General features: G+C 36.5%; 18 protein-coding genes. 3 read left to right on the top strand and 15 right to left on the bottom strand.

Annotated features, from left to right (window positions below):
• Positions 1–22: 22 nt before the first annotated feature.
• The 12 genes from D9O48_RS08705 to D9O48_RS08650 form a co-directional block, all read right to left on the bottom strand.
• A complete protein-coding gene (locus D9O48_RS08705) occupies positions 23–1,153 on the bottom strand; it encodes a TDP-N-acetylfucosamine:lipid II N-acetylfucosaminyltransferase (RefSeq protein WP_126972563.1) in 1,131 nt (376 codons plus the stop codon).
• Positions 1,150–2,601 carry a lipopolysaccharide biosynthesis protein gene (locus D9O48_RS08700; protein WP_158624851.1) on the bottom strand — a complete coding sequence of 484 codons (1,452 nt, stop codon included), beginning with the start codon at positions 2,599–2,601 and terminating at the stop codon, positions 1,150–1,152. The genes D9O48_RS08705 and D9O48_RS08700 overlap by 4 nt, the downstream gene beginning before the upstream one ends.
• The gene (gene rffA, locus D9O48_RS08695; RefSeq protein WP_126972561.1) at positions 2,594–3,724 is read right to left on the bottom strand and encodes a dTDP-4-amino-4,6-dideoxygalactose transaminase; all 1,131 of its coding nucleotides are present in this window, start codon (positions 3,722–3,724) and stop codon (positions 2,594–2,596) included. The genes D9O48_RS08700 and rffA overlap by 8 nt, the downstream gene beginning before the upstream one ends.
• The gene (locus D9O48_RS08690) at positions 3,721–4,359 is read right to left on the bottom strand and encodes an acetyltransferase (RefSeq protein ID WP_126972560.1); all 639 of its coding nucleotides are present in this window, start codon (positions 4,357–4,359) and stop codon (positions 3,721–3,723) included. Before D9O48_RS08690 ends, rffA begins: the two co-directional genes overlap by 4 nt.
• Positions 4,359–5,000, bottom strand: a complete 642-nt coding sequence (locus D9O48_RS08685) for an HAD family hydrolase (protein ID WP_126972559.1) — start codon at positions 4,998–5,000, stop codon at positions 4,359–4,361. Before D9O48_RS08685 ends, D9O48_RS08690 begins: the two co-directional genes overlap by 1 nt.
• Positions 5,000–5,968, bottom strand: a complete 969-nt coding sequence (locus D9O48_RS08680) for an ATP-grasp domain-containing protein (protein ID WP_126972558.1) — start codon at positions 5,966–5,968, stop codon at positions 5,000–5,002. Before D9O48_RS08680 ends, D9O48_RS08685 begins: the two co-directional genes overlap by 1 nt.
• Positions 5,958–6,782 carry an NAD-dependent epimerase/dehydratase family protein gene (locus D9O48_RS08675; RefSeq protein ID WP_126972557.1) on the bottom strand — a complete coding sequence of 275 codons (825 nt, stop codon included), beginning with the start codon at positions 6,780–6,782 and terminating at the stop codon, positions 5,958–5,960. The genes D9O48_RS08680 and D9O48_RS08675 overlap by 11 nt, the downstream gene beginning before the upstream one ends.
• Positions 6,782–8,488, bottom strand: a complete 1,707-nt coding sequence (locus D9O48_RS08670; protein WP_126972556.1) for a hypothetical protein — start codon at positions 8,486–8,488, stop codon at positions 6,782–6,784. The genes D9O48_RS08675 and D9O48_RS08670 overlap by 1 nt, the downstream gene beginning before the upstream one ends.
• 91 nt (positions 8,489–8,579) lie before the next feature.
• Entirely contained in the window at positions 8,580–10,964 is a 2,385-nt protein-coding gene (locus D9O48_RS08665; protein ID WP_126972555.1) for a GumC family protein, read from the bottom strand.
• A gap of 23 nt (positions 10,965–10,987) precedes the next feature.
• Positions 10,988–11,800 carry a polysaccharide biosynthesis/export family protein gene (locus D9O48_RS08660; protein ID WP_158624850.1) on the bottom strand — a complete coding sequence of 271 codons (813 nt, stop codon included), beginning with the start codon at positions 11,798–11,800 and terminating at the stop codon, positions 10,988–10,990.
• Positions 11,801–11,810: 10 nt separating this feature from the next.
• Positions 11,811–12,308, bottom strand: a complete 498-nt coding sequence (gene nusG / locus D9O48_RS08655) for a transcription termination/antitermination protein NusG (RefSeq protein WP_126972553.1) — start codon at positions 12,306–12,308, stop codon at positions 11,811–11,813.
• Between the two features lie 2 nt (positions 12,309–12,310).
• The gene (locus tag D9O48_RS08650) at positions 12,311–12,883 is read right to left on the bottom strand and encodes an acyltransferase (RefSeq protein WP_126972552.1); all 573 of its coding nucleotides are present in this window, start codon (positions 12,881–12,883) and stop codon (positions 12,311–12,313) included.
• A 306-nt stretch (positions 12,884–13,189) separates the two neighbouring features.
• Between D9O48_RS08650 and D9O48_RS08645 the strand changes: the two genes are divergently transcribed.
• Positions 13,190–14,344 (top strand): acyltransferase family protein, encoded by a 1,155-nt coding sequence (locus D9O48_RS08645; protein WP_126972551.1) that lies wholly within the window; start codon positions 13,190–13,192, stop codon positions 14,342–14,344.
• Here D9O48_RS08645 and D9O48_RS08640 read toward each other — a convergent pair.
• On the bottom strand, positions 14,334–14,879 hold the full coding sequence (locus tag D9O48_RS08640; RefSeq protein ID WP_126972550.1) for a hypothetical protein: 546 nt from the start codon (positions 14,877–14,879) through the stop codon (positions 14,334–14,336). The two genes, D9O48_RS08645 and D9O48_RS08640, sit on opposite strands and share 11 nt — an antisense overlap.
• Positions 14,880–15,067: 188 nt before the next feature.
• On the opposite strand from D9O48_RS08640, the gene D9O48_RS08635 reads away from it, so the two are divergent.
• Positions 15,068–15,292 carry a hypothetical protein gene (locus D9O48_RS08635; protein WP_126972549.1) on the top strand — a complete coding sequence of 75 codons (225 nt, stop codon included), beginning with the start codon at positions 15,068–15,070 and terminating at the stop codon, positions 15,290–15,292.
• Here D9O48_RS08635 and D9O48_RS08630 read toward each other — a convergent pair.
• Complete coding sequence (locus D9O48_RS08630) at positions 15,289–16,311, bottom strand: PA0069 family radical SAM protein (RefSeq protein WP_126972548.1); 1,023 nt, start codon at positions 16,309–16,311, stop codon at positions 15,289–15,291. The genes D9O48_RS08635 and D9O48_RS08630 overlap by 4 nt on opposite strands.
• A 57-nt stretch (positions 16,312–16,368) precedes the next feature.
• Positions 16,369–16,743, bottom strand: a complete 375-nt coding sequence (locus D9O48_RS08625) for a hypothetical protein (RefSeq protein WP_126972547.1) — start codon at positions 16,741–16,743, stop codon at positions 16,369–16,371.
• 77 nt (positions 16,744–16,820) lie between these two features.
• On the opposite strand from D9O48_RS08625, the gene D9O48_RS08620 reads away from it, so the two are divergent.
• On the top strand, positions 16,821–17,252 hold the full coding sequence (locus D9O48_RS08620) for a LexA family protein (protein ID WP_126972546.1): 432 nt from the start codon (positions 16,821–16,823) through the stop codon (positions 17,250–17,252).
• The last annotated feature ends 17 nt before the right edge of the window (positions 17,253–17,269 follow it).

Genomic DNA, 17,269 nt, shown 5'->3' with positions numbered 1-17,269 from the left:
TATATGATAGAGTCGAGGTTAATTATCCAACCCCTACGTCTTTGTACAAGGTCTTGAGCGATTCCAATGATCCTTCAAAAGACATTTTCTGATTCAGCAGATCGTATCCTTTCTTCTGATCTAATGGAAGAGCGTGAATATCTTTCAGGCTCTCCTGGTGAAATACATCTACCCCCCATTCTTTCAAAGTAACACTCAGCGTGTTTTCTTTTTTCAGTATTACATATTTTCCAAGTAAAACAGCTTGTAGAATATTTCCTGCTGCCTGTTGACGAATGTGATTCATCCAAACAACCGTACACCGGCTCATCAGTTTTTTATATTCTGACAAAGGCAAAAAGTCTACAATCGGCTTAAATTGTTCCGAAAATAGTTTTTTTCCAAGTTTAATTACCAACTCTTTATATCTATCATCACCATACGAAAGCGGACAATAAATATCACCGCTCCAGTTAATTTCTTTCAAATATAATAGTGCGTCTGCATGATTATTAGTAGCAGTAGCTGAGTTTCCTAACCAGATGTTTGTATTATCCGGCATGCCACTTTCCTGTGGGCTACCAATTCCAATTTGCTCTGTAGTAAAGTAATTATAAGTCAACCATTTCATTCGGGGATTAAATTTCTTAATAAGGTCATAATCTCCTTTGACCCATGTTAAGCAATAGTCTAATCTTTTGAAATAATTAATAACTTTTTGGGAATCCACATATCTGTTATACCATAACATTCTAGCGGAAACAAGCCCTTTGAGCCGTTGTACCAAAGACTTATCGGTGTTGATCAGCTTTTTTGTTTCAGGAAGCAATAGTTTATTATAATCAGGATCATACTTATATCCGTCGCCACCCCAGAAAGTCCATGCGATCTTTACATGATTTGAAAGTTTTAACAGAAAATGATCTAAATGATCAAAGAAGAAGCTATGAAAAAAAACCATTTTGTATTGATTCGCTTCTTCAATAAGCCGGGGCATTCGATCTAAAGACCAATGTTTGATAACTACTTTTTTTGATTTAACATACTTCAAATCAACTTCAGGTTTGTTGGAAGCGATCCAGTAAACTGACTGATCGGGAGCTATTTGTTCAGACTGTTCTATAAAAAAATCGATAAATTTTTCATCGATCATCAAATGAAGTACTTTACTCATTTTTTTCTGAGTTTACTTAACGCGAGTTGCAAGCCCTGCGTTTTTCTAAGTTGTAAAATCTTAAAATATATGATCAGACATATCGCTACTGCAATAATATTCAGTAGTAAACTTAATATATTGGTTAATACGTCTTCAAAATACCAATAGGTTATTAATGGAATAATAGCAGCTAAAACAATCGCGAGCATTTCATTGTAGAAAAACCCGAAAAATTCCAGGATATTTTTTCCCAATGATCTGGAGACATAATATGATTCAATAATGAAGCCAAAAGTTGAAGCAATCAGGTAGGCCCACACCAATCCCATAATACCTCCTAAATTAATTCCTATTAAAAAGCTTATTATTAAAAATGTTTTTACCACTAATCCGATTTTAAACATCAGTGCAGTTTTTCCGATGGCATTATAAATGGCACCCGACAAGGTACCAATGGCTTGTAATGCTCCTAAAGCACACAATACCTGAAAAATAGGTACAATGCCCAGCCAATTTTCTCCATACAACACACGAATGATAGGATGTGCATATATCCCCAGCAGCAACATTAACGGAAAAGTAACAGTAGCAATTACAGAAATCAGTTTACCGTATTGTGACCAGATAAGCGGATGATTATCCTGAATGATAGAGAAAGAGGGAAATAAAACTCTGGTAAAAGTGGCAGAAATCTGTCGGATCGGAAGCATCATTAAAGAATACGCCCTGTTATACAATCCCAAAGAGGTAGCGCCCAATGTTTTCGCAATTAACAGATTATCTAAATTCCTCACCCAATAATTCAATGAATTATCACCTAACAAAGGTAATGAGTATTTTAAATGGGGTTTCAGTACATTGAGGTTTAATTCCAGAGCCGGCTTCCACTTAGCTATATAAAAGTTTACAATAGTGTTTAAGCTAATCATTACTATTTGCTGAATCACCAACGCCCATACACCATAATTCAGATAAGCAAAATAAATACCTACTGCACCGCTCAGTATACTAACAACGAGGTTTCTAAAAAAGTAACTTTTAAAATCTAATCTTTTTTGAATGAGTGCTTCCGGAACTATTCCCGCTCCGCCAATGATAAATGTTACGGAAATCACCTTTACAATACCACTCAGAATATCTTCTTCATAATAAGCTGCCAGAAAATCTGCGCTCATAAACAAAACGGCAGCGCAAAACGTTCCTAAGATTACATTAACCCAAAAGATACTGTTCAGTTCGGTATTGGTTATTTCCTTCTTAAAAATAACACTTGCACCTAACCCCGCATCGCGTAAGATTTGTAAAAAACCAACAGCTATTGTTACCATACCCAGTATACCAAATTCGTTTGGCAATATCAGGCGTGATAAAATAGCTGACAATAGGATTGTAACAAACTGCTTGGAAATCTGATCTAACAGTGACCATTTAATTCCTCTTTGAGTTTTCGCACTATGCTCATTCACCTTCGTAGAAATTTACTATTTTATCGATGATCATCTGTTGAGAAGTTCTGTCCAGTTCATAATAAAAAGGTAATCTTAATAACCGGTCTGTATAGTAATCACTCCAAACCAATTCTTCACCGCGGTGCTTACCCTCGTAGTAAGGAGACTTATGTAAACTCAGGTAATGAAATACCGACCATGCGCCCGCAGTTTTTAATGCTTCAATCAGTCTTGTTCTCTGATCCAGATCTTTGCACACTAAGTAGAACATGTGCGCATTATTAGTTCCTCCATCGGTAATCACCGGAAACTGTACTCCTTTTTTGCTTAAAAAAGGATATAAGCCGTTCCAATATCTTTGCCAGATAGCAATTCTTCTATCCTGAATGGTATCTAATTGCTCTAATTGTGCATATAAAAATGCAGCGATAACCTCAGAAGGCAAGAAAGATGACCCAATATCCACCCAGCCATACTTATTTACTTCACCTCTGAAAAATGCAGACCTGTTGGTACCTTTTTCACGAATAATTTCAGCACGTTGTACAAATCTGTCATCATTGATTACCAGCATTCCACCCTCACCTGCAATTACATTTTTTGTTTCATGAAATGAGAAAGCTGCTAAATGACCAATCGAGCCTAAAGGTTTACCATAGTAATATGAATCAATTGCCTGAGCAGCATCTTCTACTACAAAAATGTTATGCTTGTTGGCAATCTCCATTATTTTATTCATGTCACAGGCAATTCCTGCATAATGTACCGGAACAATAACTTTTGTTTTAGGAGTAATTAATGCTTCTATTTTATCTGCATCAATATTAGGGTTAACTCCTGTACTATCAGCAAATATTATATTAGCACCTCTAAGAGCAAATGCATTAGCAGTTGAAACGAATGTGAAAGAAGGAATAATAACTTCATCTCCCGGTTGAATATCCAGTAAGATTGCAGCCATTTCCAATGCGTCTGTGCAAGACGTCGTTAATAAACATTTTTTGAACTGAAAGTTTTGTTCAAAGAACTGGTGGCATTTTTTTGTAAACACACCATCTCCTGATATTTTACCTGATTTCACAGCTTCTTCAATATACTGTGTTTCTTTACCTGTTAAGTACGGTTTATTAAAAGGTATCATAAGTGTTTTTTAAATTTTGCAGGAATACCCACATATAAACCAGGCTCGGCCAGATTTTCTGTTACAACAGCGCCTGCGCCGGTTTTAATATTAGGGGATATGTTGATATTATCTATTACAATTGTTCCGATTCCAAGATTTACTTTTTCCTGAATATTTATAAATCCGGCCAAACAAACATTCGGCGAAAAAAAACAATGATTTCCTATAGAGGAATCATGTGCAATACTGCATCCAATATTCAATACTACATTATCGCCAACTACAGCATTCATATCAAGTGCTACCCGCGGATAGAGGATAGAACCCTGCCCCACTTTTGCAGTTTCATCTACATAGCAAGACGGATGAATAATTTTTGCAAAAGGAATAGATGGTGATAACTCATTAAATAATTTAGCACGAACCTCCATGTGTTTATAACCAATCCCGATCATTAACTCATGGAAGATACCTTTTTCAAATTGTTCATGAATTTCTGATAGTGGTCCTAAAACCATATATCCATATTTCAAACTACCCTTTGCAGCATAATCATCAAAAAAACCTACCACTTCAAAGAGTTTAGTTGTTTTGGCGATATGAGCAATCTGCTGGCCTAAATCACCCCCACCGATAATTGCTAGTTTGATCATCAGTCAATAAAATTTAAAATACTTTCCATTGAATGAATTACAGGAACATTTGCATTGGGGTATAGATGTAATCTATCAATCAAAACAGCATTTATACCCAGTGATAATGCAGGAATTATATCTAACTTCAAAGAGTCACCTACGAAAACAATTTGCTCAGGTGTTACTTTCGACTCAGTAATCATTAGCTCAAAAAAACGCAGTTCCGGTTTACGAACACCTTTGTCTTCTGACCCTAATACCCAATCAAAAGAAAGATTAAAATAGTTTTCAAGTTTTGATTTTAGGCTTTTATCCCAATTCGATAGAATTCCTTTTCTACTCACTATCTGATGAATCACTTTTGTGTCATCAAAAGGTTGCCAGGGCAGGTAAGTGCAGGATTTAAAAATTTCATTTAAAAGAGCTTCTTCCGGTTTGAGTCCCAGCAACAACAGTAACTCTTTATTGAAATGCTGGTAGAAGTCTGCCGAAGTTTTATCAGGAAACAAAATTATTTCACTCAGCAATTTGTGTTTTTTTTCGAGCTCATCACGATCTACCGCGATGCCAAACTGATTAAACACATTCAACATTGTTGCATATAAGTCGGGCTTATATAATAATGTGTTGGCTACATCAAAAAATATAACTTTCTCCATTAATTAATATAAAATTGGTCGGTGTTATTATTGATATCTACAGCTTTTCTGTCAGGATAGATAATATCCAGAATAACTCTCAAAGCGGTACCTTTTGTTACTGCAGGAGTTTCGGGTGCTTCTTTCAATAAAAGTTCCTGAATAGTATATTGTACATCCTTAAATCCGAATTGTGACCTGACGCTATTTGTTCCGGAAATCCGGCAATTAATTTCGAAAGGAATAATTCCGTTAGGAGTGATTCTTGACTGGAGATTTACAGAGCCTCTGAAAGGATAGTACTTCAGAATATTTTCCATCATGTTTAGCAACGTATCGTCGTACGTGGTAACAACTTCTGCTTTTGCAGTATTACCCAGCTCAAGTTCGCGAACGAAAGTGATTAATCCATGAATAGAGTTGTCTTGCCTGATATAATAAGTGGTCGTAATTTCATCACCTTCCAGATAAGGTTGAATGAGATAACTGTCATCAAACTGCTCTGGCGATTTCGGGTTCACATAAATATTTCTTGAACCTCTTCCTTCTCTTGGTTTAACCACAATTTTATCAAAGCCACCTGTATATTCAGAAGGCAAAAATGATTCGGCAAAAGGCAATCCAAACTTTTTAAATCCCTGATAATTGGTATACTTATCCAGGCACATTTTAGTAACTTCAGCCGGTGATGCAGCAACCGCACAACCTATTTCAGTCTGGTGAGCAGCCAGGTAGTAAGATTCATAATCTGTAGAAGGTATAATCAGATCAACTTTTTCTTTTGCTACAATTGTCTGAATGGTTGAGATATATTCCGGGTCATACGCGTAAGGTACTTTAATAACTTTATCGCATAAATAGTTTCCTGCTGAAACGCCCGTGATATTTACACCGATTAGTTCAATAGGTATTTTTAAGGCCCTGATATTTCTGAGAATGCCTTGTCCTACCACGCCGCCAATGCCTGTTACAATAATCTTATATTTCATAAATGATATCCGCTATAGTATCGTCAATAGAATATTTAGGGGAAAACTTAATTTTTTCAAGGGAATCCGGCCACTCATAAACGTAATTTTCTGAATTATCGTGTCCCTTGTATATTATTTCACAATTAATTTGCTGTTTTACTTTTTCTGCGATTTCGCGGTTAGAGTAATGCTTTTGTGCAACTCCCAATGTAATGATATTTTCAGTTGACGCCCCCAGCAATAGCAATAAGGCGGCAGCATCTCTTACATCGATATAGTTTTGTATCCGAGCCCCATTGCCCAGCAACGTGATTTTCTGCTCTTGTTTTGCATTTTTTATAATAACAGGAAGAAACGAATTGATTTTCATCCCTTTACCTATAATGGATGAAAATCTTACAATTCCAAAAGACGGATGTTGCCGGATAACTGTTTCTCCGGCAAGTTTTGAAAGCCCGTATAAAGTAGGTCTTTCTATTGCCGTATCTACCGTGATGGGTACCGAAGCTGTACTTCCATAAATACTTACTGATGAAGCATAAATGATTCTGGCTTCGGGAAATAGTCTGGTCAATTTTATCGTTAGTTCAATATTATCAGATATAAAACGTTGATCTGGCTGATTATAAGCGCCATAAGGAATAAAAGAAGCTAAATGGTAAATCGTATTTATTCGATATTCCCGTGCTATTTGTTCTAAAGAGTTTGCAATGGGAATACCATGCTCAGTAATTGACTGCTCCCTACCAAAACCTACAATTTGCCTCTTCTCTTCCATCTGTTCAATCAAACGAGACGCCAAAAAACCTTTTATTCCGGTTATTAAAATCATTATTGAATACTTTCTATATCTTTTATATGATCAATAAATTCATCTTTTATCCACATTACACTTCCTCCGTCGACCCATTCTTTTTCTCTTTGATTTTTAAGAAAATCCTTTTCCCAATCAACTATCGTATCAATCACTTTGACTTTTATATTAAAATGGGCATTCTCCGTATTCTTTCCGTTCTGGTACAACCAGTAACTGGTAAATCTTTTTAAACTATTACTTAAAACTTCAGTATCAACATGAGGATTATTCGACCTAAATGTCCATTTAATCCACGTAGAACCATTCAGGTACGAGCCGGGTGAACCATCATAATTTATAATTGGCAACCATTGTTTTCCATTTTTATCTTCATATTCTACAGCAATAACATGATTATAATCATCGAAATGAACATCCATAAAAACACCATGATAGGTAATTCCGAGAAATTGCTTTGAGAGTTTTTGAATTGCATAAGATTTAGCCAGCACTTTTTCCAATACTTTGTTAGTTTCTATATTCATTTTTGCATATGCATTGACCATAGATGGCGAATACAATGTTGAACAAATCTGAAGAAAGATAACGAATAACAAAAAAAGCTGTATTGTTCTGATTCGCCACACAGTAAATGGTGCAGTGGAGTCAGCAAAGCTTTGATTATAGAAATAATCTTTTGACAATAGCTGATCTACCCAGCGATATTTCATTAAAAAGCCAAAAATCTTCGTATACCAGTATGCGCTAAAAACATTTGTATAATATTCGCTGGCATTTCTTATAGTATCCACTTCCTCGAATTCAAACTTCTGAAACACATCAATTGACAGAATTAATAACCTTATATTCCGGCTTTTATAACTATCGTCAATCAGTAACTTTATTTTATTTTTAGAACTAAATTTTGTTCTAACATAATTTATCCAAGAGGTGGGCATCAGGCAAAAGTAGATTGCACAAACTCCGAGTCCAAACCATGGAATAGGATAAAAAATGGTAATACCGATATGTAACCCTACTCCTATTAAAAAAAGAGCAGGACGCCATTTTTTTCTAAAAAAAGTAAAAATGAAAACAAACTCAAAAAGTAATGTCAGATACCCAAGAAACAACATTAAGAATTTCGAATTCAACAACCAATATAAATTCTTAGTGCTGATATGAGGTAAAGACGAAGGTAACCATACGCCAAGGCCATTCATCCACAGACGAGAAGAGGTTTTGTAAAAAATAGAATCAAAATATACCAATGCAACTCCAACAAAAATGACCACAAAGTGATTGATGGGAGAGATTTTTATACTAGATTCTAAATTGTGGTTTTTTAGTCTGTAAAAGATAGCATCAACCGCTAAGTTTCTATCAACAGTTAAAAAAACCAATAGAAAATTAATACCCATATAGGCATAGAACATATGATATTCAAATGTACTTATTGAGCTTATAATACATATTGAAAACACATAGTTTACGATTGCAGCTATTCTTGTTTTAAAACCGGCAATTAGAAAAATCAGCGTTATCAACCATAAAATGATTGGTACAGTGAAGCTGATTTCATAAGGTTTAACAAAAGGTATTACATCGAATATTAAGTTACGAAATTTGTACAACTGCAATACTTCGCAAAATAAAATGATACCATAGAAAAATCTGAATAAACCAATTCCTGTTCCGTCAATTCTTTTGTTGGATATATTACTAATCCATTTTAAAGTCATTTCTCATAATTTTTTAAATTATAAAAAACGGCTTTAAGACTTAGGGGGTATCGGTTTAGAGTTTTAGAAGGGGTATATTAATTATTCAGGTTTAAGAATTATAATAATTCTTAGGGTATTTCCATTTGAATTTCTTTTTCTTCTTTTGCATGCCTTCTTCAAAATAATCAGAGTTTTGACCATAGCCGTAACCATAACCATACCCGTATCCATATCCGTATCCATATCCGCTATTAGAATTCACATCATTCACAATGACAGATAAGTTTGGTAGTTTCCTCTCCTGATAAATCTTATCAATCAACTCAACCATTTTACGGAAAGTATAATTCTGACGAACTACATAAATAGTAGCATCGGCATATTTCGACAAAGTAATGGCATCACTCACCATACCTACCGGTGCGGAGTCAATTACAATTACCTCAAACTGATTTTTTAACTGCTCAAACAGTTGATCCATTTTAGGAAGCAACAACATTTCTGACGGATTCGGAGGAATAATTCCACAAGGAAGCAGATACAAATTTTCTGTTTCTTTAATCTGTAAGATATTATTCTCTAGTATTTCGTTAGAAACCAGGTAAGAACTGATTCCAGATTTTACATTAAATCCTAAATTTTCTGCCACTTTTGGTTTACGGATATCAAACTCAATCAGTAATGTTTTTTTACCCGCTAAAGCATAGGCTGCAGCTATATTTGAACTTAGGAATGATTTACCCTCTCCACTCATAGTAGAGGTAACCAGCAATGTAATCTGATCTTTTAACAAAGTGAAATAAGACAGGTTCGTTCTGACACTTCTGAACTGCTCTGTTACAAAACTTCTGTTTCCTTTGGTAACTACCAGTGTTTTAGTGGTTTCATTCCTGGCTATTTCTCCAATAATAGGGGCTTGCGTAACCCGTTCAATATCATTTTTGGTATTGATCTTATCATTTAGTATCTCTCTTATGAAAACGAAAATTACCGGTAAGATTAAACCAGCCAGAGCAAACTTTATAATTACATTAAAAGGAAGTGGAGAAATAAGTGTAGCCCTGATAGTAGCTTCCTGCAATATGTTCGAATTCGGTAGTACACCAGCTGCGCCAATAGCTACTTCTTCCCGTTTTCCCAAAAGCATCAGGTACAGTTCTTCTTTAATTTTTTGCTGTCGCTCGATATTGAGCACCTGTCTTGTTCTGCCGGGAATTGCTATTGACTTATTCTTTATTGTATTATATATTTTCTGTGTTTCCGCCAGCTTAATCGTATTTGCCTTCTGAAGCTGATCCATTGAACGTATCAGGTCAACCTTCATTGATTTAATCTTTAAATCAAGGTCCTGTATAATCTGATTCTTTTCCGGAATAGTTTTGACTAAAGATTCCCTTTCTAATACCAGCTGATTATAATTACCGACAAGTGTTGCAAACGCCCCATCTCCTAAACCTTCGATAGAAGGAACGGTAACTGTTTCATAATTAGGATTGTTGATATACTCTTTCAGCCATCCGATCAATTCACCGTCCAGGAGAATTCTGTTAATATCCTTCTCGACCTCACCTATATTTCCAAAGAGCATATTACTTTGCTGCTCAAGGCTAAAACCCTGTCCCATTTCCTGTAACCCTTGCAATTTACCTTCTACACCTGATAATTCTTTTTGAATAGAGTCAAGGCGATCTTCAATAAATCTGATAGTATTTTCGGCAATGGTGTTTTTATCCTGAACAGTTCTTTCGCTATACTTTTGCATTAATGTATTTACAAAATCAGCAGCAAGATCTTTATTCTGTGACTGATAAGAGATTTCCAGGATATCGGCTTTTTCATTCACTCTGCTAACGGTTAATCCTTTTATCATTCTTTCTGCTACAACATCAATAGAATTATGATGAATCACATACTCACTTTTACCTACTTCAGTCGTTAACTTTGCAGCAGGGTTTCTGAGAATTCTGAATACGCCGAAACCATTCTCTATAGGCTCTCCAAATTTGTAAAGCCGGGTTTCTTTATTCAATGAAAATTCATTTTCATTCTTCACATTGACAATGAAGCTACCTCCATCTGAAGATTTTAGTTGAATAATTTCAAGTTTTACAGGAGAAGATTTATATAAAAGTGTGGATTTAATATCTCCTTGCTGATAATAAGTCGTTTCAAGACCTAACTCTTTTACCACGCGTTGTATTAAAGAGGTTGATTTAATAATAACGATCTCATTATTTAAGTTGACGCCTCCATCCAATCCGGTGAGGATGTTAACAAACTCATCATTATTTCCTTTTTGGTTAGAGGAGTTTACAATCATCATTCCTTTAGACGAATACACTTTTGAAGTGTATCTTAAATAGATATAAGCAGAAATTAAAGATAACCCCACGCAAATGAGAATCAATGGAAGATACTTTTTATATCTCCAGATCATTTCCATTGGACTCACTTGTTTTTGCTGCAGACTCTCTTTGTCTAGAATAGTACTCATGAATATCTTAGAATTAGATTGAATTATCTGGTTAATAACGAAATCGCAACTGTTACTACAGAAATTACACTTGCAATAATGCTCACATTACGAACAAAAATGGCTTCATTGCCTGCAGTTTTGCGTCTTGTTGGCTCTATATATACTACGTCATTCTGCTTCAGGTAGAAAAACGGAGAAGCATAGATGTGTGGGTCTCTGATATTTAAACGGCCGGAAGTTCTGACATTGTTTTCTTCACGTATTACCAGTATATTATCACGTTTTCCGTAAACTGTTAAATCTCCCGACAATCCGATAGCTTGCAGGATAGTCATTTGCTGATCAGGTAATTCAATTACTCCCGGTTTATTAACCTCACCTAAAACAGTAACTCTTCTATTGGCAAAACGAACCACTACATAAGGATTTTTTAAATACTCTTTTAATTTTTCAACGATGACTGCAGCCACCTCCTGTCTTGTTTTACCTTCAACATAAATCTGCCCGCCCTGATGAATAAAGATATTGCCATATACATCTACCTGGTAGCCTCTTCCCAACGCACTGAGTGTTTGTCCGGCCATATTTGCACCAGCAGCTCCTGCAGAACCGCCGTTCTGTGGTTGATTATAAATTTCTGTAGCTTCTCTACTATCACTATAAATAAGTATAGTCAAAAGGTCATTCTTTTGAATGCGTGGTTCCTGAAACAATATTTTTTCAACTAAAGAGCTATCAATACCCTGCAGATACAAACGCTCTTCATGCGCTTTTTTACTGACACCACAACTAGCCAACATTAAAACAATTGCTAATCCCAGCAGAGAAAAGCCTGAACTAAAGTGAGCTTTCATTTTCATGAATTTATTTCGTTTTTATATATACTGCCGGCAACTTGGCTCTTACAGCATACCCTAGTGTATTTAATAAAATAGTTATATATTTTTTATCGACATCGATTACCTTTCCTTCTTCGCCCATAAACACCCCTTTAGCAACTTCTACGATTTCTCCTTTGTGTATCTCCAGGGGCAGCACTTCCACGCTGGGATATTCTGCTAAGAATGATTTTACCCTTTCCACTTCCTCCTCTTTAATAATCGCGGGCTCACCACACCAGTATACAAAATTCAGCACACCGGAAATTTGCTTTACTAAAGAGAAATCTTTTACAGCAATTTTTACAAATACATATGAAGTAAATAAAGGCTCTTCCACCACCTTATAGCGATCGCTCCATTTCTTACGTACTTTGTTCAAAGGGCAATAAGCATGAATGCCCCGATCATGCAAAAGTTCAAAGACCTTCTTTTCTGCCCGGGGTTTTGTATAAATAGCATACCAATTATTTTCTTCAGCCATTTTTAGCTCATTTTATGAACCCTGCCTTCTATTAAGCGATAATGCACATTTGTGGTTATACAAGTAGCCAGACCGCTTTTATCAAAATACAGCTTTTCTCCGCATTCACTCACCCATCCTTTCTGTACTGCCGGATTACCGACCATCAACGAAAAAGGTAATACATCCTTCGTAACAACAGCACCGGCACCTATTAACGCAAAAGCACCGATAGTTATTCCACAAACGATGGTTGCATTTGCACCAATACTTGCACCCCGTTCAACAATTGTTTTTTTGAATGCGCCTTTTCTTTCAATAAAAGCCCTGGGAGTAAGAATATTTGTAAATACAACACTGGGACCCACAAAAACATCATCTTCACATACGACCCCTTCATATAACGAAACATTATTCTGCACCTTCACTCTGTTCCTCAATACAACCTTTGCCCCAACAAAAACGTTTTGTCCCAGAATACACTGATCTCCAATAACAGCAGAAGCCATTACATGGCAAAAGTGCCACACTTTTGTGCCGGCTCCTATCGTAGCCCCTTCATCTATTACAGACGTTTCGTGTTGATAAAAATGCATAGCTTCGCCAGGTCAGTCACATAGCTTATATGTAACTTCTTACAAATTAACTTTTTATATACCCAAAGTAAAAGGCATAGCCTGCTACTAGCACAAACTATGCCTTTTAAATATTTTTATTAAAAAATATATTAATTGATAATTCACAGGTCATCAGGTATACTATAGAATTGCTCTATTTAACGCAATAGTGCAAATATATGTTTTTTGCAAGCATTCACCTTAAATTAGTGTTTTACTTATAGATTATATTTTATTTTTCAACCAATCCAAAAGTTTATATCTTTTAGTCTTAAATCACCTGCTTTGAGCCAAAGATATTATTCCCTTGATGTATTTAGAGGAGCGACTGTTGCGCTGATGATTTTAGTAAACAACCCGGGTAGCTGGGGTCATATTTTTCCTCCGTTTGCCCATGCTCCATGGAACGGGGCTACTCCTACCGATTGGGTATTCCCGTTTTTTCTTTTCGCAGTAGGTAACGCGATGGCTTTCGCGCTGCCGAAATTACAACAACAAGGTAGTACTGTCTACTGGAAAAAGATTCTCCAGCGAACTTTCTTGATCTTCATCATCGGACTTACGCTTAACTGGTACCCTTTTGGCTCTTTTACTGAAAACGGGTGGGTCTTTCGTTCGTGGGTATCCAAAGAAAATCCGGAAAGCGGTGTCAGAATCTTAGGTGTTCTGCAACGGATTGCTTTATGTTATGGTATAGCAGGCTTATTGATTTTTTTCTTTAAACCCAAAGCTCTTGCCCTGATCAGTGCTTTTATTCTCTTAGCCTATTGGGCTGTTGCTTATGGTCTGGGTACTCCTGGTGATCCTTATAGCTTATCCGGTTTCTTCGGAACCGGCATTGACAAAAGCATATTGTCTGTTGCCCACATGTACAAAGGCGAAGGAATTCCTTTTGATCCGGAAGGACTTGTATCCACCCTACCAGCAGTGGTACAGGTAATCATCGGTTACCTTACCGGCTTATTCATCATTAAATCCGGAAAATCTTATCAAACCTTAAGCTATCTTTTTATTGCAGGAACACTTCTGCTGCTCGTTGCCAATGGTTGGAATTATGTATTCCCGATCAATAAAAAAATATGGACAAGCTCTTATGTATTGTATGCCGGCGGATGGTCTGTTTTATTACTGAGTATGCTGGTCTACTATATTGAGTTCACAAATAAAAAGAACTTCGGTACTGAATGGTTTTCGGTTTTTGGCAAAAACCCTCTTTTCATTTTTGTACTGAGTATTGTAATTCCTAAAACATCCGGATTGATCCGGTTTACCTATAACGGAGAAAAGACAACGCCGCTGCATTGGTTTTATACTAATGTTTGTAAGAATATTCACACCGACTTACGATGGGGCTCTTTATTATATGCAATTGTTTTCGTAATGATTTTATGGGCAATCGCTTATTGGCTCAACAAAAAGAAAATCTATATCAAGGTTTAGGATTGAAATAATTTTTCTTCTTTTCAGGAACTAACTTTTGTAACAAAATATAAGCAACACTAATAATCAGCAACAGAATTGTTACCAGCAGAATACTGAATTTTGTAGCTGCCATGTCGTAGCCGAGATGAAGATTCCATTCATTAATACCATTCTGTACCAGATTGAGCAAAGCCCAATTTTCAATGGCATCACAAATTCCTGCAACAACTAACAATAAAGAGAAAAACTTCGCCGCACGAATCAAAATCTCATGTTTGGTAGGTAACGTAAAATACTGGAGGCTACACCACAAAAGTGGAATATAAAGAGGAATATAAAAAAGGTTCAATATAAGAAAGGTTTCTACCTGATTCATTAAACCTTGCGATTGCCAGAATGCAAGTATCTGTTCAGCCTGGAAACTATTCCGGGCAACCTCGAGCTGCAGCATATCGCGGAAAGCAATCGGATACACGATCCATAAAGCCACTGCGATATAAATAATATTCAATAAGAATAAAAGGTAGAAGTACTTTTTAACTTTTACATTCATTTCAAACAAAGCAATGCTGTTATCCTAAGATAATAATTTTTGAGCACTTTTCAAACAAACAAAATACCCACTTACCTTAGTTTTGTATAATCAAACTCATTTTCAATGCCTTTTATAACGCAGTTTTTTCAAATTTCTATATATAATCTTTCAATTTATCCAAGATTTTGCACACAAATCGTGTAATTTTGCTGCAACACCTTATTGAGAATTCAAAACTAACCATGATGAGTAACGACTCTCCTGAGAAAATCAATGCTTTCACGGGCGATGCATTGAGACAGGACTTGTTGGCACAACTTTCAAAATTAGAGAGGCAGTTGCTGGATTTAAATTTATTGGATCATCCTAATGAAATCTCCTCTGTTTGTCAACAAATCTTTAGCCTTAGAACACAATTGAAGGAGCTTTAAAATAAGCTCAACTGATCATTTCTCCTAAACAATGACCCATCCAAATTCCAAGAGTCCTGTGTTATTCCAAGTTTCCGCTTTTGAACTTCCATTATCTGAGCTATCATTGTAGCCATTGAACCGCTCCCTTTAAATCTTACCCCTGTCCCTTTTCCTTGATTTTGATCAATTAGATTTAATACTTTTTGAGCTTTATCGGTAAAATGCGTTTGTAGCCATTCGCGAAATATAATTTGTACGGCTCCCTGTAAACGAATAATACTGTACCCTGCCCTTTGGGCTCCGGCCTCCGCGGCAGCTTCCAGAATTTTCGGTATTTCATGATCATTTAAACCGGGAATGATTGGCGCTACCATTACTCCTACCGGAATATTATGTTTTGCCAGTTCGGCTATCACCTGCAATCTCTTTTTGGCGGTTACCGTACGTGGCTCCATTTTCAACCGCAGCGACTCTTCCAGACTGGTAATTGTAATCATTACCGCCACCAGGTTTTTACGGGCCATTTCTTCTAATATTTTTATATCCCGTAAAATTCCCGCATTTTTAGTAATCATCATCACCGGCTGATTAAAAGAATTACATACCTCCAATAAGCCTTTAGTCAATTCAAATTTCTTCTCGGCAGGTTGATAACAATCGGTATTACCGCTCAAACTAATGACATCGGCATTCCATTTCGGATGACGGAGAAACTTCTTTAATAACTCCGGAGCCTTTTCTTTTATCAGTATCTTTTGTTCAAAATCAAGCCCTGCGCTATATCCCCAATATTCAAAGGTATTACGCGCATAACAATAGATGCATCCATGCTCACACCCCTGATAAGGATTCATATTCCACATAAACGATAAGTCAGGTGAATCAACCTTATTCACAATTGTTTTGGGGTAGACTTTGATATATTCGGTAGCAAGGTCTTCTTCCACCCAATCATCGATAGAGGTAATTTCGCTCCGGCTGATATGATTCTTAAGATATTGATTGGGAGGATTTGAGGAGGTTCCGCGGCCTTTCATAGTAGTTGATTTTCTTCTACCCCACAGTTCATCACAGCTGTAAGGTGTACATTATAATTATATATGATAGTCGCCCACCAATGAAGAATCGATACCTGACTTTACCGGAATTTCACGCAACAAGCGGGGTTCACGCCCCGTTTCTACACGGTATACTTTCATCGCCTCCATCTGATGAGCCTGAAAAGGAAAATCACCTTCAGCAACTTTTCCCTTTGCACGAAAAAAATCACCCATAGACTGCAGCTGAAACCTTAACTGGCTATCCCAGTTTCGACTGGAAAATTCTAATCGCCAACATAACTTTTCTACCCACTCTAATAGCATTAATTCCTGATTTTCAGCCAACCGGTAACTCGCTACAGGAACTTCCTTCACGTTATCCGATAATAAACGGATAGTTATAAGATATTGCTCAACTGACTGTTCCATTAGCCTCAAAAATGTTTTTACTGATCAAATATTTAGCATAAATTTACTAAATATTTTAGTATTTAAAATTATTTTCTATGCCTCCTTCCATTTTTAAGCCTGTTTATACAGGTAGTAAAGACTTCGACCAGTGGCAGATAGAAAGCGCCGATGCCACTGGTTTTGGCTCTGCGGCAGATGACTATATCGAAAGAGGTATCGATCTGAATGAGGCCCTTTTACAAAACAAACCCGCCACCTTTTTTATGAGGGTGGATGGGGATGCGATGGAAGATGCGGGCATTTACGATGGCGACCTGCTCGTAGTAGACAGAAGCTTAACACCACGAAACGGACAAATTATTATCGCGGCTATTTACGGCGATATGTTGATTCGCCGGATGGAAAAAACTTTTAACAAACTCCGGTTAGTACCGGCTACGAAAAAACTTCCCGCACTTCAGATAGACCCTGCCTGCGAGTCTTTCTCTGTATGGGGAGTGGTAACTTATGTAATTCATAAACTCTGAACACCACAGATCCACTT

The organism is Gynurincola endophyticus (assembly GCF_003991195.1).
Taxonomy (GTDB): Bacteria; Bacteroidota; Bacteroidia; order Chitinophagales; family Chitinophagaceae; genus Gynurincola; species Gynurincola endophyticus.
Note: the sequence above shows the minus strand (reverse complement) of the source record. Positions and strands in the feature narration are given on the sequence as shown.